The organism is Ruegeria sp. AF8, assembly GCF_056541825.1.
The window spans coordinates 57,992-79,653 of record NZ_JBQFYW010000011.1 but is presented as its reverse complement, the minus strand read 5'-3'; the positions used below and the strand labels follow the sequence as shown (position 1 = coordinate 79,653).

General features: G+C 60.9%; 21 protein-coding genes. 12 read left to right on the top strand and 9 right to left on the bottom strand.

Annotated features, from left to right (window positions below):
* Positions 1–12 precede the first annotated feature (12 nt).
* The 4 genes from ACR0AO_RS16860 to ACR0AO_RS16845 form a co-directional block, all read right to left on the bottom strand.
* Positions 13–1,455, bottom strand: a complete 1,443-nt coding sequence (locus ACR0AO_RS16860; RefSeq protein ID WP_480605853.1) for a type II and III secretion system protein family protein — start codon at positions 1,453–1,455, stop codon at positions 13–15.
* Positions 1,456–1,647: 192 nt separating this feature from the next.
* Positions 1,648–2,505 (bottom strand): Flp pilus assembly protein CpaB, encoded by an 858-nt coding sequence (cpaB, locus tag ACR0AO_RS16855; protein WP_480605851.1) that lies wholly within the window; start codon positions 2,503–2,505, stop codon positions 1,648–1,650.
* 159 nt (positions 2,506–2,664) lie between these two features.
* A complete protein-coding gene (locus ACR0AO_RS16850) occupies positions 2,665–2,871 on the bottom strand; it encodes a hypothetical protein (RefSeq protein ID WP_480605848.1) in 207 nt (68 codons plus the stop codon).
* Positions 2,872–2,953: 82 nt separating this feature from the next.
* Positions 2,954–3,178: a hypothetical protein gene (locus ACR0AO_RS16845; protein WP_480605846.1), complete on the bottom strand. Its 225-nt coding sequence runs from the start codon at positions 3,176–3,178 to the stop codon at positions 2,954–2,956.
* A 347-nt stretch (positions 3,179–3,525) separates the two neighbouring features.
* On the opposite strand from ACR0AO_RS16845, the gene ACR0AO_RS16840 reads away from it, so the two are divergent.
* Entirely contained in the window at positions 3,526–4,377 is an 852-nt protein-coding gene (locus ACR0AO_RS16840; protein ID WP_480605843.1) for a lytic transglycosylase domain-containing protein, read from the top strand.
* A 46-nt stretch (positions 4,378–4,423) separates the two neighbouring features.
* On the opposite strand, the gene ACR0AO_RS16835 is transcribed toward ACR0AO_RS16840, so the two are convergent.
* The 5 genes from ACR0AO_RS16835 to tldD all read right to left on the bottom strand — a co-directional run bounded on the left by ACR0AO_RS16835 (position 4,424) and on the right by tldD (position 11,503).
* Complete coding sequence (locus ACR0AO_RS16835) at positions 4,424–5,050, bottom strand: 3-oxoacid CoA-transferase subunit B (protein ID WP_480605840.1); 627 nt, start codon at positions 5,048–5,050, stop codon at positions 4,424–4,426.
* A complete protein-coding gene (locus ACR0AO_RS16830) occupies positions 5,050–5,754 on the bottom strand; it encodes a CoA transferase subunit A (protein ID WP_480605837.1) in 705 nt (234 codons plus the stop codon). The genes ACR0AO_RS16835 and ACR0AO_RS16830 overlap by 1 nt, the downstream gene beginning before the upstream one ends.
* A gap of 130 nt (positions 5,755–5,884) precedes the next feature.
* Positions 5,885–8,512, bottom strand: coding sequence for a type I DNA topoisomerase (gene topA, locus ACR0AO_RS16825; RefSeq protein ID WP_480605834.1), 2,628 nt, complete (start codon positions 8,510–8,512; stop codon positions 5,885–5,887).
* Between the two features lie 183 nt (positions 8,513–8,695).
* Complete coding sequence (gene dprA, locus ACR0AO_RS16820) at positions 8,696–9,850, bottom strand: DNA-processing protein DprA (RefSeq protein WP_480605831.1); 1,155 nt, start codon at positions 9,848–9,850, stop codon at positions 8,696–8,698.
* Positions 9,851–10,081: 231 nt separating this feature from the next.
* The gene (gene tldD / locus ACR0AO_RS16815; protein WP_480605828.1) at positions 10,082–11,503 is read right to left on the bottom strand and encodes a metalloprotease TldD; all 1,422 of its coding nucleotides are present in this window, start codon (positions 11,501–11,503) and stop codon (positions 10,082–10,084) included.
* Positions 11,504–11,680: 177 nt separating this feature from the next.
* On the opposite strand from tldD, the gene coxB reads away from it, so the two are divergent.
* From coxB to ACR0AO_RS16760, 11 genes are all read left to right on the top strand, one after another.
* Positions 11,681–12,517: a cytochrome c oxidase subunit II gene (gene coxB / locus ACR0AO_RS16810; RefSeq protein WP_480605826.1), complete on the top strand. Its 837-nt coding sequence runs from the start codon at positions 11,681–11,683 to the stop codon at positions 12,515–12,517.
* 89 nt (positions 12,518–12,606) lie between these two features.
* Positions 12,607–13,551: a heme o synthase gene (cyoE, locus tag ACR0AO_RS16805; protein WP_480605823.1), complete on the top strand. Its 945-nt coding sequence runs from the start codon at positions 12,607–12,609 to the stop codon at positions 13,549–13,551.
* A complete protein-coding gene (locus ACR0AO_RS16800) occupies positions 13,548–13,709 on the top strand; it encodes a hypothetical protein (RefSeq protein ID WP_480605820.1) in 162 nt (53 codons plus the stop codon). Before cyoE ends, ACR0AO_RS16800 begins: the two co-directional genes overlap by 4 nt.
* Positions 13,709–14,284 carry a cytochrome c oxidase assembly protein gene (locus ACR0AO_RS16795; RefSeq protein ID WP_480605818.1) on the top strand — a complete coding sequence of 192 codons (576 nt, stop codon included), beginning with the start codon at positions 13,709–13,711 and terminating at the stop codon, positions 14,282–14,284. Before ACR0AO_RS16800 ends, ACR0AO_RS16795 begins: the two co-directional genes overlap by 1 nt.
* 22 nt (positions 14,285–14,306) lie before the next feature.
* Positions 14,307–15,122, top strand: coding sequence for a cytochrome c oxidase subunit 3 (locus ACR0AO_RS16790; RefSeq protein ID WP_480605815.1), 816 nt, complete (start codon positions 14,307–14,309; stop codon positions 15,120–15,122).
* Between the two features lie 208 nt (positions 15,123–15,330).
* Complete coding sequence (locus ACR0AO_RS16785) at positions 15,331–15,999, top strand: SURF1 family protein (protein ID WP_480606023.1); 669 nt, start codon at positions 15,331–15,333, stop codon at positions 15,997–15,999.
* A 5-nt stretch (positions 16,000–16,004) separates the two neighbouring features.
* Positions 16,005–17,396, top strand: coding sequence for a threonine synthase (gene thrC / locus ACR0AO_RS16780; protein ID WP_480605810.1), 1,392 nt, complete (start codon positions 16,005–16,007; stop codon positions 17,394–17,396).
* Positions 17,393–18,655, top strand: coding sequence for a M16 family metallopeptidase (locus ACR0AO_RS16775; protein ID WP_480605807.1), 1,263 nt, complete (start codon positions 17,393–17,395; stop codon positions 18,653–18,655). Before thrC ends, ACR0AO_RS16775 begins: the two co-directional genes overlap by 4 nt.
* Positions 18,655–19,239 carry a GNAT family N-acetyltransferase gene (locus tag ACR0AO_RS16770; protein WP_480606020.1) on the top strand — a complete coding sequence of 195 codons (585 nt, stop codon included), beginning with the start codon at positions 18,655–18,657 and terminating at the stop codon, positions 19,237–19,239. Before ACR0AO_RS16775 ends, ACR0AO_RS16770 begins: the two co-directional genes overlap by 1 nt.
* 146 nt (positions 19,240–19,385) lie before the next feature.
* Positions 19,386–20,204: an MBL fold metallo-hydrolase gene (locus tag ACR0AO_RS16765; protein ID WP_480606017.1), complete on the top strand. Its 819-nt coding sequence runs from the start codon at positions 19,386–19,388 to the stop codon at positions 20,202–20,204.
* Positions 20,205–20,242: 38 nt separating this feature from the next.
* Positions 20,243–21,661: an FAD-binding oxidoreductase gene (locus ACR0AO_RS16760; RefSeq protein ID WP_480605805.1), complete on the top strand. Its 1,419-nt coding sequence runs from the start codon at positions 20,243–20,245 to the stop codon at positions 21,659–21,661.
* The last annotated feature ends 1 nt before the right edge of the window (position 21,662 follow it).

Genomic DNA, 21,662 nt, shown 5'->3' with positions numbered 1-21,662 from the left:
CCATCCTTCCAATCAATCCAGAACGTAGCCGTAGGAGCCGGTGAAGTCCTGTTTGGCGACCTCCGAGGCAGCGCCGCTTCCGGCGCGCACAGTGCGCGTAGTGTGACCATTCAGGAACAGGTCGGCTTCGCTTGGCGGTTTGACGCGATCCGTCGGCAGGGTCAGGGCCTCTCCGATCGTTGGCGACACAAGATGTGCGGTCACGATGATCACCAGTTCAGTCTGGTTCCGCTGATAGTTGGAGCTGCGGAACAGGCTGCCAAGGATCGGAACATCACCAACCCAGGGAATTTGCGACGCGCTATCCTGGAAATCGTCCGAGATCAGGCCGGCGATTGCAAAGCTTTCGCCATCACGCAGTTCCACCGTGGTCGCGGTCTCGCGTGTGATGAAAGACTGAATGTTGAAGCCGCTGATCGTGATCGAGTTGTTCGGATCCAGCGCCGACACACCAGCCACCATCTCGAGATTGATCAGATCGCCATCCACAACCCGCGGGACGAATTTCATTTCGACACCAAACGGCTTGTATTCGATCGTCGTCACGCCTTCTTCCTGCTGAACGGGGATCGGATATTCGCCGCCTGCAAGAAAGTTGGCCTCTTGCCCGGACAGCGCCGAAAGGTTCGGTTCGGCCAGCGTGCGCACGGCCCCCTTTTGCTCCAGGGCTTCGATCAGAAGCCGGACCTGCGTCGAACCTGCACCAAATCCGAACAGGAAGGCGCCGGTATTCGTCTGTGTTGCCGGAATCTGGCTGCCGAGACCCGGGGTAAAGTTGCCCAGAGCGGCGTTCAATGCGCCGGCTGTATTCAGTGCTCCTGTACCACCGGCCGAATTGCTGGGATTGCCGGCTGTGCCGCCATAGCCCCACGAGACACCAAGCGCCTTGGACACCGAACGCTGCATTTCGGCAAAACGGACTTTCAGCATCACCTGCTGCACACCGCCTACGCTCATCAGGTTGGAAACCCGTTCCGGCGCATAGCGTTCCGCCAGCTCCAGCGCGCGGGCCAGCTTGGCCGAGCTTGAAATCGTACCGGACAGGACGATGCCATCATTGGCGGTCCGAACTTCGATCCGCTCGCCTGGCAGGATCTGCTGCAGACGCTCTTTGAATTCGGTGACATCCGGTGCGACCCGAACTTTAACGTTCGTTATCAGATTGCCGGCCCCATCGAACAGCGACAGTGTCGTCAGACCGGGCGACTTGCCAAGCACATATATCGTGCGGTCGGACAAAGACGAAATATCCGCGATGCCGGCATTGGCAATGCTGAGCTCAGCAAACGGTTCTTCGCTTTCCACCACGATTGCGCGGTTCATCGGAACGTTCAGCGTTTCCGACGTGCCGTTTTTCACCACACGCAAATCTTGCGCCCACGCGGATTCTCCCACGTGGCTCAAAACAAGAGCCAGCCCCAGCAGGGCTGGTTTCATCCAGGAACTAATTTTCATGTGACCTGCCTTTCCGATCACGCCTCGTTTCGGGTCTTATGCCCATGCTTTTAAGTTACTCTGCGTGAGTTCCCGTTTTATTGCAATAATCAATGGTTTCCGGAGTTTTCTTTATGTGGAGAAATGGCAACAACCAAAACGCGAAGACCGCGCAATTGCGCGGCCTTTGTCCGTTAACGATTTGATTTCCGGTCAGTTTGTGCAGGGGATCGGAATGACTGCAACTTCGGCACCACGGCGGGTACGGATCGTGCAAACTTTTTCCTTGACGATTTCGGGTGCGGCTTGAATTTCGCCAAGCCCAAGGAGTTTGCGCTGATTGACCTCCACGGCTGCGGAAACCGTATCGTCGCCGGCTCCGACCAGTGCCAGCGACATGCTGCCGGTGTTTTGAGCTTGCGCGAGTGAGGCAATTTGTTCCGGCGTCGCTGCGACGGTGACGGTTCGCGCAATTGTCGCCCCGGTCAGATCCTTACCGGCAGTCTGGTCCACGGCAATGACCTGGATATTGTTCTGGATCAGGCGGGTTATCTCGCCACGACCACCCTCGACTGCACCATTGAGGCGCCCTGTCCAATACACGTCTACGTTGTCTCCCGGCCGCAAGAACCCGGACACGCCCGAAGCGACGTCCACCCGAATCGCAAAGGCCCGCATTCCCTTCGACAATTGCGACGTCAGGCCTGCATCCTCGCCGGGGTTGGTGACCTTGACGGTCATGACGGCCTCATCCTTTTCCATCGCGCGAAGGACAAACCGATTGTCTTCTGCATTTTCGGGAAACAGGACAGCGGGATCTGTAAAAGCGCCTTCGGGGATCGCATTTTCGGGCCATTTGACGATACGAACGTCATCCTTGTTCAATCGCTGCCCATAACGAAGCGCCTTGTTCGTGACAATGACATCTACGGTTGGAACGATGAGTGCGCGAGCCTGACGCTCTTTCGCGAGTTCAGCCTGATACGCCGTAATATAATTTTTGGCCATCATGACCGCGCCACCTGCGAGTGCCACGCCCACAACAAGGACAAGCCCGAAGACAACCCTCATATCTGCACCTCTTATTCGCTTATCCGGGGATGCAGTGTCGGCGCATCCCAGCTCTCAGTGAAGAACGGTAAATCTTAATTGTGTCGAAAACAGGGACAAAATTTGCGAGATTTCAATTTGTCCCAAAATCGGAAAAAGCCTTGCTTTTGCCCAATTCTTTCATTCCTGCGGGAACGGATTAAGACCGGTGGCAACTTGTTCGTCGGAAAGCGCTTTGCCAATTTTTTCACCGACTGTGCCGGTTGGGCCGGTTACCGCGGAATAGGCAACAGCGGCCAGTGCTACAACAGCTGCGGTTAACACCACCCAGTCGACGGTTACGGCCCCGTCATCTGCGGAACAGAACGCTTTTAATTTGACAAACACGGAGCCATCCCCCGGCTAAAAAAAGACCGCGCCCTCGCTGACGAGGCGCGGTCTGGCAATTCTAGATCAGACGGACTTCAGCTTATTCAGCGGGTGCGGTACCGCTGCCGCCACCGCTGATGCCGCCAGTGGAAACGTTCACGGTCGACAGAGCGGTGCTGATGTTGCCGGCGATGGTGCTGGTGCCGCCCGAAATCTGGTTATATGCGATTGCTGCCAGGGCAACCACGGCCGCGGTCAGCACGACCCAGTCAACGGTTACGGCGCCGTCTTCGTCTTTGCGGAAGTTCTTGATGAACTTGATCATTGTATGTCCCTCCTAAGGATCAAAACTTAAAAACTACCTCGGCGTCGTCTCAGAACCACCTCTCATCGGTTCATGTCCGTCGCGGTATGGGTATATGATTGCCTGTGCCCCATGGCAGGAATTGGGCCAAATCACGGATTTTTTGCCCTGAGGTTAACTTTTCAGTCATTCTTTCCGTAAAGCATTGAAGTGACAGTGAAAAATTTTTGTCCCCCTTGACTGAAACTGGCAGGCACGATGCAATTTGGTATCAAATTGGGCAAAACCGCCCCAATTCATTGAGAATTTCTGGCTTTGACGGCAGGATTCGGCGAGAAATCACTAAAAACAATATGTGAGGCAGGCAGATGATCCTCCGGAGAGCAAGGGCATGCGCCGGCGCGTTGGCGATTCTGGCCTTTGGCGCTATGGCGACCCATGCGAACGAGCCCGCATCGGGTGGTGCGCTCAAAAGAATCAAGGCGCCGCCCCCCGGGGCCCGGCCAAAGGTGACGGTGCAGATCTCGCCCGAGGAACATGCGGCCCGTCCCTTTGCAAAAAGCACGGGCGGGGCCCTGGACATTCCAACGGTCATTGCGCGGGCCGAACCCGCCCCCGATGTGAAACCGCCCGGCAAGGCGGGCCGGTACAGTCGCTTCTGGGAAACGGTGTCCCCGGATATTGCCAAGGCCGGTTCCGGTCGGCTGGACGAAGCCTATCGCGCGCTCAGCAGTATCGGCGCAGGCGGGCCGCGGTTGCAGGCCCTTCAGGACATCGCGAAAGAGCGCGGCATCGACATTCTGCGCTCGACCGTGGGAACCAACGTTTCACCTGCACTCGTGCTGGCGGTGATTTCGGTTGAATCCTCCGGCCGGGCGGACGCGGTCAGCTCGGCCGGGGCACAGGGGCTGATGCAGCTCATGCCTGCGACTGCCAGGCGGTTCGGGGTCAGCGACAGTCTTGTGCCCGGACAGAACATCGCCGGCGGTGTGAAATATCTGAACTGGCTGATGAACGAATTCGGCAATGACCCGATTCTGGTGCTGGCCGGATATAATGCAGGCGAAGGCGCGGTGCGCAAACATCAGGGTGTTCCACCTTATACAGAGACGCGGGACTATGTGCCCAAGGTGCTTGCGGCGTTTCAGGTTGCGCGCGGTTTGTGTTCGACGCCGCCGGAACTCATTTCGGATGGCTGCGTGTTTGCCGCGATGCAATGAAAAAGGCCCGCCGGATCAGGCGGGCCTTTTCAGATCAGAGATCCGATCAGTTAACGATCGTGGCCTGCGTGGCCGCGCGCATCTCTTCGTCCGAGACACCGTCGGCCAGTTCGACGATCTTCAGCCCGCCTTCGACCACGTCCAGAACGCCCAGATTGGTGATGATCCGGTCGACCACGCCCTTGCCGGTCAGCGGCAGGGTGCATTCCTTTAGCACTTTGCTGTCGCCGTGTTTGTTGGTGTGGTCCATCACCACGATCACGCGGCCCACACCGGCCACCAGATCCATGGCGCCGCCCATGCCCTTGACCAGCTTGCCCGGGATCATCCAGTTGGCCAGATCGCCTTTCTCATCCACTTCCATCGCGCCGAGGATGGCCGCGGCGATCTTGCCGCCCCGGATCATCGCAAATGACGTGGCGCTGTCGAAATAGGCAGTGCGGGCCAGTTCGGTGATGGTCTGCTTGCCCGCGTTGATCAGGTCGGGGTCTTCTTCGCCCTCGAACGGGAAGGGGCCCATGCCCAGCATGCCGTTTTCGGATTGCAGGGTGATGTCCTTGTCACCCACATAGTTCGCCACCAGCGTCGGAATACCGATGCCGAGGTTCACATACATGCCGTCTTCCAGCTCTTCCGCCGCGCGGGCGGCCATCTGATTGCGGTTCCAGGGCATTATGCGTCCTCCTTCTTGCGGGTGGTGCGCTGTTCGATGCGCTTTTCGTGCTGGCCCTGAATGATACGGTGCACATAGATGCCGGGCAGGTGGATGCCATCCGGGTCAAGCTCGCCACGCGGGACGATTTCCTCGACCTCGGCAACACAGATCCTGCCGCAGGTGGCGGCGGGCACGTTGAAATTGCGCGCGGTCTTGCGAAAGATCAGGTTGCCGGTGTCGTCGGCCTTCCAGGCCTTGACGATGGCCAGATCGGCAAAGATACCGTTTTCAAGAATATAGGTCTCGCCGTTGAAATCCTTGTGCTCCTTGCCTTCGGCGATCACGGTGCCCACACCGGTCTTGGTGTAGAAGCCGGGAATGCCCGCACCGCCTGCGCGCATACGTTCGGCCAGGGTGCCCTGCGGGTTGAACTCCAGCTCCAGCTCGCCGGAAAGGTACTGGCGCATGAACTCGGCATTCTCGCCCACGTAAGAGCTGATCATCTTTTTGACCTGCCGGGTCTGCAGCAGGATGCCGATGCCGAAATCGTCGACGCCCGCATTGTTGGACGCAAAGGTCAGATCCTTGGCGCCCGACTCTTTGATTGCGTCCAGCAGCAGTTCGGGAATGCCGCACAGGCCGAAACCGCCCGCGGCGATGAACATCCCGTCATGCAGCAGACCGTCCAGTGCCTCGGCGGCATTGGCGTAGACTTTCTTCATGGAAAACTCTCCCAATGACTTGGTGATGGCGCAGGTTGTGCCGTCGCGTCACGGGGAAGTCAATGAATGCATGGGGAAATGGTATTAATACGTAACGAACGGACCCGGCACAGATGCCGGACCCGAAGCACTACTTTGCGCCTGTCTTTTTGGCGGTCTTTTTCTTTGCCGGAGATTTCTTTTTGCCCCCCTTCTTGGCGGCTTTCTCGGCGACCAGTTCAACGGCCATTTCCAGGGTCACATCGGCGGGTTCCACGCCCTTGGGCAGGGTCGCGTTCACCTTCTCCCATTTCACGTACGGGCCATAGCGGCCTTCCATCACGTTGATAAGCCCGCCGTCGGGATGCTCGCCAAGCTCCTTCAGCGGCTTGGCGGCGGTCCTGCCGCGCCCTCCGGGATTGGCGCGTTTTTCGGCCAGCAGCTCGACCGCCCGGTTCATCCCGATTTCAAACACGTCGTTGGGGTCTTTCAGATTGGCATAGACCGGTTTCGCCTCATCCGGCAGTTGATGCATGATGTAGGGTCCGAACCGGCCGAAGTTGGAACTGATCACGCCGCCGTCGGGATGCTCGCCAATCCGGCGCGGCAGGGACAGCAGTGTCAGCGCCTTTTCCAGATCCATGTCATCCTTGCTCCAGCCGCGCGGCAGCGAGGCGCGCGGGGGCTTCTTGTTCTCGGGCGTGGGTTCGCCGCGCTGGACGTAGGGGCCGAAACGGCCGGACTTCAGCCAGATCTCGTCGCCTGCATCCTCTCCCAGCAACTTCTCGTCTCCGTCCGCACCCTCACCCGCGATGGGGCGGGTATAGTTGCATTCGGGATAGTTGCCGCAACCGACGAACCCGCCGGTGCGCGAGGTTTTCAGGTGCAAACGCCCGAGGCCGCATTTCGGGCAAACGCGCGGATCGGACCTGTCCTCGCGGGGCGGGTAGAGCTGCGGGGCCAGCACCTCGTCGAGTTTTTCCAGAACTTCCGAAATCCGCAGTTCCGATGTTTCCCCGATCGCCGCTGAAAAATCCCGCCAGAACCTGCCCAGCAGGTCCCTGTAGTCACGATCGCCAGCACTGACGTCATCCAGTTCCTCCTCCAGATTTGCGGTGAACTCATAGCCCACATACTGGCGAAAGAAGTTCAGCAGGAAGATGGTGACGATCCGGCCCTTTTCCTCGGGGATCAGCCGGTTCTTGTCCTTGCGCACATATTCGCGGTCCTGAATCGTGGTCACGATCGAGGCATAGGTCGAGGGCCGCCCGATACCGAGCTCTTCCATACGTTTGACCAGCGTCGCCTCGGTATAACGTGGCGGCGGCTGGGTGTGGTGCTGCAATGCCAGAACGGATTCGTTTTCGGACAGAATGGCCTCTTTCGCGATCTTGTCGCCGCCATCGCTGGCCGCCTTGACGAACTGGTCGCGCAGCGACGTCTTGGCAAAGCGCGCCGGGTCGCCCTGCATGATCTGCGGCAGGCGCTTTTCGTCATCGTCGGTCACATCATCGCGACCTTCTTCATAGACCCGCATGAAACCGTCGAACATCACCACCTGACCGGTGGCGCGCAGACCGACCTGACCGTCCTCGCTGCCGATCTCGACGGTGGTGCGCTCCAGCCGCGCAGCAGCCATTTGACATGCAATGGTACGTTTCCAGATCAGATCATACAGCTTGCGCTGATCCTCATCCGTGACCTTCAGCGCCTTGGCGTCCCGGGTCATATCCGTGGGGCGGATACATTCATGCGCCTCCTGCGCGTTCTTGGCCTTGTTTTTATAGATGCGTGGGCTGTCCGGAACATATGCCGCGCCATATCGATCAGTGATGGCATCCCGCGTGGCAGCGACAGCTTCGGGTGCCATATCAATGCCGTCGGTCCGCATATAGGTAATGTAGCCGGCTTCATACAGCCGTTGCGCCACCTGCATCGCGTGGCGCGCACCCATGCCGAACTTGCGGCTGGCCTCCTGCTGCAGGGTCGAAGTCATGAAGGGGGCGCTGGGGTTGCGCGCCGCCGGTTTTGCTTCGACCGAAGTCACGCTTAGCGCGCGGCTGATGATGGCTTGAACCGCCAGTTCAGCCTGCGTGGCGTTGGTCAGATCGTGCTTGTCCAGCTTCTTGCCGGCCAGAGTAACAAGACGCGCCTCATAGGTTTGACCGCGCGGCGTTTCGAACAGCGCCTTGACCGACCAGTATTCCACCGGTTTGAACGCCTCGATCTCCATCTCGCGCTCGACGATCAGGCGCAGACAGACGGATTGCACCCGGCCAGCGGATTTTGCACCCGGCAGTTTGCGCCACAGAACGGGCGACAGGTTGAAGCCCACCAGATAATCCAGCGCGCGGCGGGCCAGATAGGCCTCGACCAGCGGCATGTCGACCTGGCGCGGGTTCTGCATCGCCTGCGTCACCGCCTCTTTGGTGATGGCGTTGAAGGTGACGCGGCTGACCGGCGTATCCTTCTTGATCGAACGGCGCTTGGTCAGCGCCTCTTGCAGGTGCCAGCTGATCGCCTCACCCTCGCGATCGGGGTCGGTGGCGAGGATCAGCGCGTTGTCTTCCTTGAGTGCGTCGGCAATGGCCTTGACATGTTTACGGCTGTCATTGCCAACCTCCCATTTCATCGAGAATTCATGGTCGGGATCGACCGATCCGTCCTTGGGAGGCAGGTCACGCACATGCCCGTAAGACGCCAAAACCGTGTAGTCGGGGCCAAGATATTTGTTGATCGTTTTGGCCTTGGCAGGAGATTCTACAACAACTACAGGCATTTAAAGGAAAACCTCTTTTATCGGATGCGGCGCTTTCTATGGCGGTGCAACATGTGGAGTGCAAGGGCGGATTGTCAATCCGTTCCTTTATGACCTGAAATCATGCCATTTTTCGGACACGAGAACCGACCCGCCAAGGGCAGGGTTGCGAGGAATGAAGGACAGGTGAGTCGTTGCGCAATGTCAGCCGATGCGCGACAACAAGCCCCCGGGCTGCCTTTGGATCCGGCCATCCATTTCCAGGTCGATCAAAACCGGGCCAACCTCGCCAGCACTGGCGGAAAGGTCACGGATCAGTTGATCTTCTGCCAGAGGCGAGGGGCCAAGCCGTTCGAGAATCTGCATATGCAGCTTTTCGGGTTCGAGCGGAGTGTGCTTTTGAGGCCGGGCGGGTGGCCGGGCATTCAGGTGGTCCTGCAAGGGTGGGGGCATCTGCGCGTCCTGCGGGGCTGGCAGGGCCTCGATTACATCCTGCGCATTGCGGATCAGATGCGCACCGTCCCGGATCAGCAGGTTGCATCCGGCCGCGCGGGCGTCCAGCGGATGCCCGGGAACGGCCAGCACTTCGCGTCCCTGATCCAGCGCATCACGGGCGGTGATCAGGCTGCCGGATTTCGCTGCCGCCTCGACCACGACCACGGCCTGCGCCAGACCCGATATGATGCGGTTGCGGCGCGGAAAATGCCGCGCCTGCGGTGTGGTGCACAGCGGTTGCTCCGACAGCCGCAGGCCCTTCCTTGCGATATCGGCCGCGAGATGGGCGTTTTCCGCCGGATAGACGACATCGACACCTCCGGCCAGAACCGCGACGGTGCCGGTGTCGAGCGTTGCCAGATGCGCCGCCGCGTCGATGCCGCGCGCCAGCCCCGAGACCACGACATATCCTTCGGTCCCCAGATCACGCGCCAGCGCCCGGGCCATGCGGGTGCCGAGCGAGGAACAGTTGCGGGCCCCGACCAGCGCGATCATGGGCCGTTGCAACAATCCTGTATCGCCCATCGCCCACAGAACCGGAGGCGCATCCGGAATATCCGTCAGCGCTTTGGGATAGGCAGCATCGCCCAGGCACAAAAGCTGCGCTTTGGCGGCTCTCGCGGCCCTAAACTCTGCTTCGATTACCCCGGGTGGGCAGATTTCATAGCCCTCGACCCCCGCGGCACGCGCCACTTCGGGCAGTGCGGCCAGCGCGTTCTGCGCCGTACCATGCTCGTTCAGCAGCCGCCGGAAGGTTGCCGGCCCGACCCTGCGCGAGCGCAAAAGACGAAGCCACGAAAACCGATCCTCTTCCGTGGTGGGTGGGAGTGGGGGGTGAATGGAAGAATGATGCTTCTCGGTCATCCGTCGCTCCGCCTGTTTGCAAAACTGGTTTACGCAACGGCGCCTTAACAGGCGGTGAATCGCGCAGATTTTATTTCACTTTTTCAGGGGTCAATCGGAGCAAAAGGCCATAAGCGATTGAAAAACAAAAGTTTCAAACCGCGCCGCAATGCCGGAAAGCAAAGAGCCGACACGGATGTTATCAGAATCGGACCCGCCTCGTATTAACCCTGAGCCAGGCCCGTTTCTGTCTCAGGCCGCCGATCCGCCCACGGTCAGCCCGTCCATCAGTACGGTGGGCTGGCCGACACCGACCGGCACCCACTGGCCGTCCTTGCCGCAGTTTCCCATTCCGGGGTCCAGTTCCATGTCGTTGCCCAGACCGCGTATCCGCTGCAACGCCGACGGCCCGTCACCGATCAGCGTGGCGCCTTTGACCGGCGCACCGATCCTGCCGTTCTGAACGCGATACGCTTCGGTGCACGAGAACACGAACTTGCCGTTGGTGATGTCCACCTGTCCGCCACCGAATCCGACCGCCCAGATGCCATCCTTGATCTCGGCCACCAGTTCGCCCGGGTCGGCATCACCGCCCAGCATGATCGTGTTGGTCATGCGCGGCATCGGACTGTGGGCATAGCTCTGCCGCCGCCCGTTGCCGGTCGATTCCGTACCCATCAGGCGTGCATTCTGACGGTCCTGCATATAGCCGGTCAGAATGCCATCCTCGATCAGCACCGTACGTGATCCCGGTGTGCCCTCGTCGTCCACCGTGATCGATCCGCGCCGGTCGGGCAGGGTGCCGTCATCCAGCACCGTGACGCCTTTCGAGGCGATCCGCTGACCCATCAGCCCGGCAAAGGCCGAACTGCCCTTGCGATTGAAATCACCCTCCAGGCCGTGTCCGATGGCTTCGTGCAGCAGGATGCCCGGCCAGCCGGGTCCAAGCGCCACTTCCATCACGCCTGCCGGGGCGGCAACGGCATCGAGATTGACCAGCGCGATGCGCAGCGCCTCGCGCACCTTGGCCTGCCAGTCGGCGGGGTCGATCAGCCCGTCCAGCCCGACACGCCCGCCGCCGCCTGCCGAGCCGCTTTCGCGCCGCCCGTCCTTTTCAACGATCACCGACACGTTGAGCCGGGTCATCGGCCGCACGTCGCGGACGTGCACCCCGTCGGGGCGCAGGATCTCGACCTCCTGCACCGACGCCGCCAGGGACGCGCTGACCTGCACGACGCGCGAATCCAGGTCGCGGGCAAATGCATCGATTTCGCGAAGGGTTTCGATCTTGACCGGAAAGCTCGCCGATTCGATTGGATCGTCATCGCCATAGAGCCGCCTGTTCGTGGCCTTTGGCGGTTCGGCGAGCGTTCCGCCGCCATCGCCCACCGCAAGGCGTGCGGTCTCGGCTGCCCGTTTCAGCGCGGGAATCGAGACGTCCGTCGAATGGGCATATCCGGCGACCTCGCCCTTGACCGCCCGCAGCCCAAATCCTTCCGAGGCGTCATAGGACGCACTGCGCAAACGGCCGTCGTCAAAGACCAGCGCCTCGGATTTGCGCCGTTCCACGAACAGCTCTCCGTCATCCGCCCCCAGGGCCGCGGATTGTAAAACCGCAAGCGCTTCATCGTGCGGAATCGCGGTCTCGAAGGGGCGAAACGGGTCTTTGGGCATGGGCCGGAACCTTTCCGATTTGATCCAGATCAAAAATAGCGTCCGTTTGACGCAAGCATTTTGCTTTAACTAGTCTCCGGAATATGGTTTTTAACGCGGTCAAAGACAACGGGAGAGGTGCGACCTGATTCATACCTCCCTGTCAGGGACGCAAAGATCAAACGATCAGGACAGAAAATGAAGAATGCTTTGACGCTTTCGGGGCTTATCGCCGCCCTTTCCAGCCTGCCCGCCATGGCTCAGGAGCTTGAACCCATCGGTAAACCCACACCCGGCGGGCTGGGCTTTCAGCCGGCCGCGACGGAACTTGCCCGTGATCTGCAATCTCTGGACGGGCTGATTCTGGTCATCATCACATTGATTTGCATCCTCGTTGGATGTCTGATGCTCTACAGCTTCGTGCGCTTCAACAAACGCGCGAACCCGACACCGGCAAAATTTTCGCACTACACCCCGGTCGAGATCGCGTGGACAGTCGGCCCGATCATGATCCTGGTTCTGATCGGATCGTTCTCGCTGCCGGTCCTGTTCAAACAGCAGGAAATCCCGGAAGGTGATATCTATATCAAGGTCACCGGCTATCAGTGGTACTGGGGTTACGAATACACCGACGAAGGGTTCGAGTTCGAAAGCTTCCTTCTTGGCAAGGAAGCGCTGGCCGAGAACGGTTACAATCAGGACGAATACCTGCTGGCCACCGACAACGCCGTCGTTGTTCCGGTTGGCAAGATCGTCGTGATGGACGTCACCGGCGCCGACGTGATCCACTCGTGGACCATCCCGGCTTTCGGCGTCAAACAGGATGCGGTTCCCGGCCGTCTGGCGCAACTGTGGTTCCAGGCCGACAAGGAAGGCGTCTATTTCGGCCAGTGTTCCGAACTGTGCGGCAAGGATCACGCCTATATGCCCATCACCGTAAAGGTCGTGAGCGAAGAGGAATACGATCGCTGGCTGACCGGAGCCAAGGAAGAATTCGCGGGTATCCCGCAATCCTATCAGGTCGCCTCGAACTGACGTGACGCGCGGCGGGGGAACCTCCGCCCAACCGAAAATGATGCAGGGTGCGTGGTTTCCACGCGCCTTTCGCCCCCAAAGGACCCGAAATGAGCGACGCAAGCATCAATGCAAGCACAGTCCGCGAGGACGAGGCCAGCTTTGGCGATTATTTCGCCCTGCTGAAGCCGCGAGTTATGTCGCTCGTCGTTTTCACGGCGCTGGTCGGTCTGTTGGCCGCGCCGGTGCCGGTGCATCCTTTCGTCGGCTTCTGCGCGATTCTGTTCATCGCCATCGGCGGCGGCGCTTCGGGCGCGCTGAACATGTGGTGGGATGCCGATATCGACCGCGTGATGAAGCGGACCAAAAAGCGCCCGATCCCCGCCGGCAAGATTCAGGAAGGCGAGGCGCTGGCCTTTGGTCTGACGCTTTCGGGTTTCGCGGTGGTCATGCTGGCGCTGGCGACCAATATCCTGGCCGGGGCCTTTCTGGCCTTCACCATCTTTTTCTACGTTGTGGTTTACACGATGTGGCTCAAGCGCTCGACGCCGCAGAATATCGTGATCGGCGGCGCGGCGGGCGCGTTTCCGCCGGTCATCGGCTGGATTGCGGCCACCGGCACCATGTCGGTCGAGCCCTGGCTGATGTTTGCGCTGACCTTCATGTGGACGCCGCCGCATTTCTGGGCGCTGGCCCTGTTCATGCGCTCGGACTATGACGATGCCGGCGTGCCGATGCTGACGGTGACGCATGGGCGCCGGGCCACACGCGTCCATATTCTGGTCTATACCGCACTGTTGGCGCTGTTGGCGGTCGGTACGGCATTCTCCGATATCGGTGGCCCGGTCTATCTGGCTGTTGCCCTGATCCTCAACGCCCTGTTCCTGCGCGGTGCATGGAAGATCTCGCGCCGTGACGAGGATGTGTCCGAGGCAGACAATTTCAAGGCTGAGCGCGCTTTCTTCAAGCTGTCGCTTCTTTATCTCTTCCTGCACTTCGGTGCGATCCTGGTTGAGTCGCTTCTGAAACCCTATGGGCTGGGAGGCTGGGGATGAGTCTGCGCAAGACGCATGAACTGCACAACCGCCGGTTCGGCCGCAATCTGGGCGTGGCCCTGACACTGGTGGCATTTATCGTCATCATTTTCGGCCTGACCGTCGTCAAGGTCAGCCGGGGCGATTTCGAAGCGCCGCGCGGAGAGGTGCAGAACTGATGGCGCTTCGGGGACCACAAAAAACGGTTCTGCATCTGGTCGGCGTCGTCGTGGTCATGGGCGCGCTCGCATGGGCCGCCGTGCCGTTTTACAACTGGTTCTGCCGGGTCACCGGTTTTGGCGGCACCACCGGCGTGGCCGAGCAAAGTTCGGAAACGATGCTGGACCAGACGGTCACGGTGCGTTTCGACGCCTCGAAAGAACGCGGCATGCCGTGGGAGTTCAAGCCGGTCGAGCGCGAGGTCACCCTTCGTGTCGGCGAGACCGGCCTGGCCTTTTATGAGGCCTACAACCCGACCGACAGGCCCATCGCAGGGCAGGCGTCATATAATGTGGCGCCCTATTCGGCGGGGGGATATTTCCAGAAAATCGCCTGTTTCTGCTTTGACGAACAGGTGCTGCAACCGGGGGAACGGGTTGAAATGCCCGTGACTTTCTTTGTCGATCCGGAAATCGTCAACGATCCGGAGGCACAATACGTGCATACGATTACTCTGTCGTATACATTCTACGAAATCGACCTGCCCGAGGGATACGCAGCCTTCGACGCGCAGGCGGCAACAACAACGAACTAATGCCTGTAGGTGAGGGACGCTGATGGCACACGCTAAGAACCACGACTACCATATTCTGAGCCCGTCGATCTGGCCGCTGATCGGCGCGTTGGGCGGCTTTGTGATGCTGTTTGGCGCAGTGCTGTGGATGCACGGTATCACCGCATACATGTTCTGGGCCGGATTGGTCGCCGTACTCTACACCATGTTCGCATGGTGGTCGGATGTGGTGGCCGAAAGCCGTGCCGGCGATCATACACCGGTGGTGCGGATCGGCCTGCGCTATGGTTTCATCCTGTTCATCACCTCCGAGGTGATGTTCTTCTTCGCCTGGTTTTGGTCCTTCTTCAAGCACCGCATGTACCCGATGCAGGACTATGTCGGCACGGAGTACGTTGCCCCCAGCATCCACGCGGTTGACCCGTTCCACCTGCCGCTCATCAACACTCTGGTGCTGTTGCTGTCGGGGTGCGCCATAACCTGGGCGCACCATGCGCTGGTGCACAACAACGACCGCAAGGCCCTGATTCAGGGTCTCTCCATCGGTATCGTTCTCGGCGTCGCCTTCACTTTCCTGCAGGGCTATGAATATGCCGAGCTTCTGATGCACGAGGGCTGGGAATTCGGCGGCGATCAGTTCTATTCGAACTTCTTCATGGCGACCGGTTTTCATGGTGCGCACGTCATCATCGGAACCATCTTCCTGACCGTCTGCCTGCTGCGCGCATTGCGCGGCGACTTCACGCCTGAAAAGCATATCGGGTTCGAGGCAGCGGCCTGGTACTGGCACTTCGTGGATGTCGTCTGGCTGTTCCTGTTTTTTGCCGTCTATATCTGGGGTCAGGCACCCCTGTTCTGAAACCTGACGTCTCGCGAACAAGGCGTTTGAAAACGCCTTGTTCAAGCGGCTCGGAAGCCGCTTGAAAGCCGCTTCCAAGCGGCTTTTTACGTTCCGTGACCCGTCGGATTGCCCTGCATACAATTGATCGGTTGCAATCCTGCGTCCTGCGGCCTTAACAAGGCACCGGTTCGCGGACATCCCGCAGCCCATGACGACTGGACCCCAAATGCGCCGTATCCTGTTCCTGCTGATATTCGGTCTGACCGGACTGGCGATATTGTTGTCGCTAGGCACCTGGCAGGTCCGGCGTCTGGCCTGGAAAGAGGCGCTGCTGACCGAAATCGACACCCGGATTGCTGGCGAAGCGGGCGGTTTGCCGGACCAGCCCGACGTGCTGACGGACCGTTTCCTGCCGGTTGCGGTTTCTGGTGAAATGCTGACCGGCGAAGTGCATGTTCTGGTGTCGGTCAAACAGGTCGGGCCCGGATACCGCGTGATCTCACCGTTCCGGATCGCAGACCGCACGATATTGGTGGACCGGGGATTCATTCCCACCACCGCCAAGCTGGACACGCGAAAGGGCGGTCCGATGGACGTCATCGGCAACCTGCACTGGCCGGACGAAATCGACGGCTACACGCCCGAGCCGGACCTGAACAGCAATATCTGGTTTGCCCGCGACGTTCCGGCCTTGGCCAACCATCTGGAAGCCGAGCCGGTGCTGCTCATCGCAAGGCAGGCAACCGATCCGGATGTAATGCCTCTGCCCGTCGACGCTGCGGGCATCCCGAACGATCACCTGCAATATGCAGTCACCTGGTTTGGTCTGGCCGCTGTCTGGGCCGCCATGACTGCCTATTTCCTGTGGCGCAGCCGCGCCAAAGACGAAAGCTGAGAGCGATGAAATATATTTCGACCCGCGGGCAGGCGCCCGAACTGACATTCGAAGACGCGATGCTGACAGGTCTCGCTCGCGACGGTGGCCTTTATCTGCCTGCCGAAATCCCGCAGATGACACAGGCAGAGATCGCGGCGCTGGCCGGGCGGCCTTATGAGGAGATCGCATTCCGCGTCATGTGGCCCTATGTCAGCGGCTCCTTTGCCGAGGACGAGTTCAGGGCGATCATCGCACGCGCCTACGACGGTTTCGGCCACGCCGCCCGCGCGCCGTTGAAACAACTGAACGAGAACCACTTCCTGCTCGAACTGTTCCACGGTCCCACACTGGCCTTCAAGGACTTCGCCATGCAGCTGATCGGCCAGCTGTTCCAGGTAGCGCTGAAAAAGCGCGGCGAACGGGTGACCATCGTGGGCGCGACCTCCGGCGATACCGGCTCGGCGGCGATCGAGGCGTTCCGGGGGCTCGACGCGGTGGACGTCTTCATCCTCTTCCCGCATGGCCGCGTCTCCGAGGTCCAGCGCCGCCAGATGACCACGCCCTCCGACAGCAACGTGCATGCGCTGGCGCTCGACGGTGATTTCGACGATTGCCAGGCCGCCGTGAAGGACATGTTCAACGATTTCGACTTCCGCGACGGGGTCAAGCTGGCGGGCGTGAACTCGATCAACTTCGCTCGGGTGCTGGCGCAGGTGGTCTATTATTTCTCGGCCGCCACCAGCCTTGGCGCGCCGCACCGCAAGGTCAGCTTTACCGTGCCCACCGGCAATTTCGGCGACATCTTCGCAGGCTACATCGCCAAGCGCATGGGCCTGCCCATCGACCGGCTGGTGGTGGCAACCAACCAGAACGACATCCTGCACCGCTGTCTTTCAGGCGAGGGGTACTACAAGGGCGACACCATCCCCTCGATCAGCCCGTCGATGGACATTCAGGTCAGCTCCAATTTCGAACGCGCGCTTTACTATGCCTATGGCGAGGATGGCGGCGCCGTGGCGCAGCTGATGGATGAGCTGAAACAGGGCGGCTTTGACGTCAGCCAGGGCGCTATGGAAGCGCTGCGCGAAAGCTTCGATTCCGGCCGCGCCTCGGAAGAGGAAACGCTTGCCGCGATCAAGACGACGCTGGCGACCAGCGGCGAGCTTCTTTGCCCGCATTCGGCGGTCGGCGTGAAAGTGGCCGAAGAGGCCCGCCGGGCCGATGAGGTTCCGATGATCACGCTCGCCACCGCGCACCCGGCAAAATTCCCCGCAGCCGTGGAACAGGCCAGCGGCGTGCATCCGCCTCTTCCCTCGCGCATGTCTGATCTGTATGAACGTCCGGAACGGGTGACCCGCATCGCCAACGATCTGGGCGCCATTCAGGATCATATCAAAGGGCAGATTTCTGCGTGACAGTAATTCAGGACCAACTGGCCAACGGCTTTCGTGTCGTCAGTGAGCACATGCCGGGGCTGCAATCGGCAGCCATTGGCATCTGGGTGGCCGCCGGCGGCCGCCATGAACGCATCGAACAGAACGGCATTGCCCATTTCCTCGAACACATGGCGTTCAAGGGAACCGAGCGGCGCTCGGCGCTTGAAATCGCCGAAGCGATCGAGGATGTGGGCGGCTATATCAATGCCTATACCTCGCGCGAAGTGACGGCGTACTATGCCCGCGTACTCAAGGACGACGTGGCGCTGGCGCTGGATGTGATCGGCGACATCGTGATGAACCCGGTGTTCGATCCGCGCGAAATCGAGGTCGAGCGCGGCGTGATCCTGCAGGAGATCGGACAGGCCCATGACACGCCCGACGACGTGATCTTTGACTGGCTGCAGGAAGAAAGCTATCGCGACCAGCCTCTGGGCCGCACCATCCTGGGCCCGACCGAACGGGTGAGCGCCTTTTCGCGCGAGGATCTGTCCGCCTTTGTCGCCGAACATTACGGCCCGGAACAGATGATCCTGTCCGCGGCCGGGGCCGTCGACCATGACGAACTGATGAGACTGGCCGAACAGATGTTCGGCCACCTGCAATCCCGCAAGGGACTGATTGCCGAACCCGCCCGCTTCATCGGCGGCGAGGCGCGTCACGAAAAAACGCTGGAACAGGCTCATTTCGCGCTGGCTTTCGAAAGTCCGGGCTATCGCGATGACGCCATATATACCGCGCAGATCTATTCTTCGGCGCTGGGCGGCGGCATGTCCTCGCGGCTGTTTCAGGAGATCCGCGAAGTGCGCGGCCTCTGCTATACGATTTTTGCGCAGGCCGGGGCCTATGCCGATACCGGAACCACCACGATCTATGCCGGCACCTCCGCCGCCCAGGTTGCCGAGCTGGCCGGAATCACCATCGACGAGATGAAACGCGCCGCCGAAGATATGACGCCCGAAGAGGTCGCCCGCGCCCGCGCCCAGATGAAGGCGGGGATGCTGATGGGGCTGGAAAGCCCCTCGAACCGGGCAGAACGCCTGGCCCGGCTGGTGCAGATCTGGGGGCGGGTGCCCTCGCTGGAAGAAACCGTGGCCAAGATCGATGCGGTCACCACCGCCGACGTCCGCCGGTTCGCCGAGGACATGGCCGTCAGGGCCCCGGCGGCGCTGGCGCTTTACGGGCCGGTTAATGCGGCGCCCTCACTGGCGGACCTGCAGGAGAGGCGCGCGGCGTGATGCTGCTGGGCAAGCGTAAGCTGAAACTCGAGACCGAGCGGCTCAGCCTGCGCCCGCCCGCGCATTCCGATTTCCACGACTGGGCCGCGCTCCGGCGCGCCTCGAAAGACTATCTGACCCCATGGGAGCCGGTCTGGGCCGAGGATCACCTCAACCGGAAATCCTTTACCAACCGGGTCTATTGGGCACAGCGTTCGATCTCGAACGGCTCGGCCGTTCCGCTGTTCCTGTTCCGTCGGACCGATGAAGCGCTGGTGGGGGCGATCACACTGGACAATATCCGGCGCGGCCCGGCGCAGGCCGGGACGCTTGGGTACTGGACCGGGCAGGCTTTTGCGCGGCAGGGTTTCATGCGCGAGGCCATCGGAGCGGTGGTTCACTATGCCTTTGCCCGCCTTGATCTGAGCCGGATCGAAGCCGCATGCCTGCCCGAAAACACCGCCTCGCGCGGGCTGCTGGAAGGTTCGGGCTTCAAATACGAAGGCGTGGCGCAGTCTTATCTGCAGATCAACGGGCGCTGGCGGACGCATGTTCTCTATGCCAGCCTGCGGTCCGACCGGCGCGGCCGGACGGATGCGGGGTAGGTAACCCTTTAGGAGCGGGCATTGGGGCGCTGCCCTTCACCATCGGGTCTTGAACCGATGGCGTTCCAACAGCGATCCCCGAGCAATTCTGAAAAGTTGAAAATCTGAAACGTGACTTGGCGCAGGAGTGCGCTACACTTGGGCTCATGTTGCGGGTTGTTCTGGCCTTGATTGTGATCGCGGGGGGCGTGGCGGCGCAGGAGCGGCGGCCTAGCCATTGTATCGCGATTGCCGATGCCGCGCCGGGGCTCGAATATGTGCACAAGGCGGCTTGGCAGGATCCGGTGCCGGAATATTCGGTGCGGCTGAGTTATATTGCGCATGCCTCGTTCCTGATCCAGACGCGCGGCGGGCTGAACGCGGTCACCGATTTCACCGGCTTTATCGGCGGTGCCGATCTGATCCCCGATATCGTGACCATGAACCACGCGCATGAAACCCACTGGACACAGTTTCCCGATCCGGCGATTCCCCATGTTCTGGAAGGCTGGGGGCCTTTCGGAGAGGGGATCGAGCATCATCTGGATCTGGGCGAGATGCTGATCCGCAATGTCTCGACCGATATCCGTTCGGTCTATGGCGGGGTCGAGGAGCGCGGCAACTCGATCTTTGTTTTCGAGGTCGAGGGGCTGTGCATCGGCCATCTGGGACACCTGCACCATGTCCCCAGCGACGCGCAGTTTGCGGCCCTTGGGCGGCTTGACGTGGTGATGGCCGCCGTCGATGGCGGCACCACCATGCCGCTGCCCCAGATGATTTCGGTTCTGCAACGCCTGAAAAGCTCGGTCATCGTTCCGATGCACTGGTTTTCTGGCTATTCGCTGGAACGATTTCTTGCAGGCGTCCGCGGCGACTTCGCCATCCGCAGGGACGGGGTGTCCGAGATCGAGGTGTCACTGCGGTCTCTGCCGGATCGGCCCACGGTCGTGGTGCTGGAGCCGCGCTATCTCATTGATCGCGATTAGGACTTGCCCGACGCATGCGAGTTGGGCATGGGTGAGGGATGATCCTGAATCCCGCCGATGACAGCTTTGCCACGCGCCTCGAAAGCGAAGTTCCGCAAGATGTGCTGCGCCCTGTGGAACCGCGCTATCTGGAAGAACCGCGAGGGCGCTATGCCGGACAGGCCGGAGTTCTGGCCATGCCGCGAAACGTGCAGCAGGTCGCCACGCTGGTCCGCTGTGCGGCAGAGGCCCGTGTGCCGGTCATTCCCTATGGCGGCGGTACCGGCCTGGTGGGCGGGCAGGTGATGCCCGAGGGACCGGCGCCACTGGTGATCTCGCTGGAACGGATGACTGCGATCCGGACGGTGCAACCGGCTGAGAACGTCCTGGTGGCCGAGGCCGGCGCCATTCTGGCCGACGTTCAGGCGGCGGCGTGCGCGGCGAACCGTCTGTTTCCCCTGTCGCTGGCTTCAGAGGGGACCTGCCGGATCGGCGGCAACCTGGCGGCCAACGCGGGCGGGGTGAATGTGCTGCGCTACGGAAACGCCCGCGATCTGTGCCTGGGGCTGGAAGCGGTGCTGCCCAGTGGCGAAATCTGGAACGGTCTGACCCGGTTGCGCAAGGACAATACCGGATATGATCTGCGCAACCTGCTGATCGGCTCCGAGGGGACGCTGGGCGTCATTACCGCGGCGGCGCTAAAGCTCTATCCCGTCCCGGCGGGCACCAGCACCGCAATGGTCGTGGTGCCGTCCCCTGAGGCGGCGCTGGAACTGCTGGCCTGCACCCGTGATCGCGTCGGTGAGGCGGTCAGCGCCTTTGAGTTGATCTATGGGCAGGGGCTGGAATTTCTCGCCGAGGTGCTGCCCGGAATTCGCCAGCCCTTCGATCCCAGACCCGAATGGTGCGTCCTGATCGAGCTTGGCTTGCCTCATGGGCTTGACCCCGCAGGGACCATGGAGGCGCTGTTCGAAACGGCGTTGGATCAGGGCTGGGTACTGGATGGTGTCGTGGCGCAGTCCGACGCGCAGCGGCAGGAATTGTGGTCGGTCCGCGAACATATCCCCGAAGCCAACCGGCTGATCGGTTCGGTGTCGAGCCACGACATCTCGCTGCCACTGTCGGTTATTCCTGAGTTCATCCGCCGCGCCACCGGGGTTGTTGCGGAGCTGGGCGAGTTTCGCATCAACTGTTTCGGCCATCTGGGTGACGGCAACCTGCACTACAACCTGTATCCGATGCCGGGCGTCGACCGTTCGGCGTTTGACGGCCAACTCGAAGCCGTCAAGCGGGCCGTGCACGATCTGGTGCGCGAGTATGGCGGATCATTCAGTGCCGAACACGGGATCGGGCGAATGAAGGTCGACGATCTGGAACGTTATGGTGATCCTGTGAAACTGGCGGCCATGCGGGCGATCAAGGCGACGCTGGACCCGGCCGGGATCATGAATCCCGGCGCCGTTCTGCGTGTCGGATGAC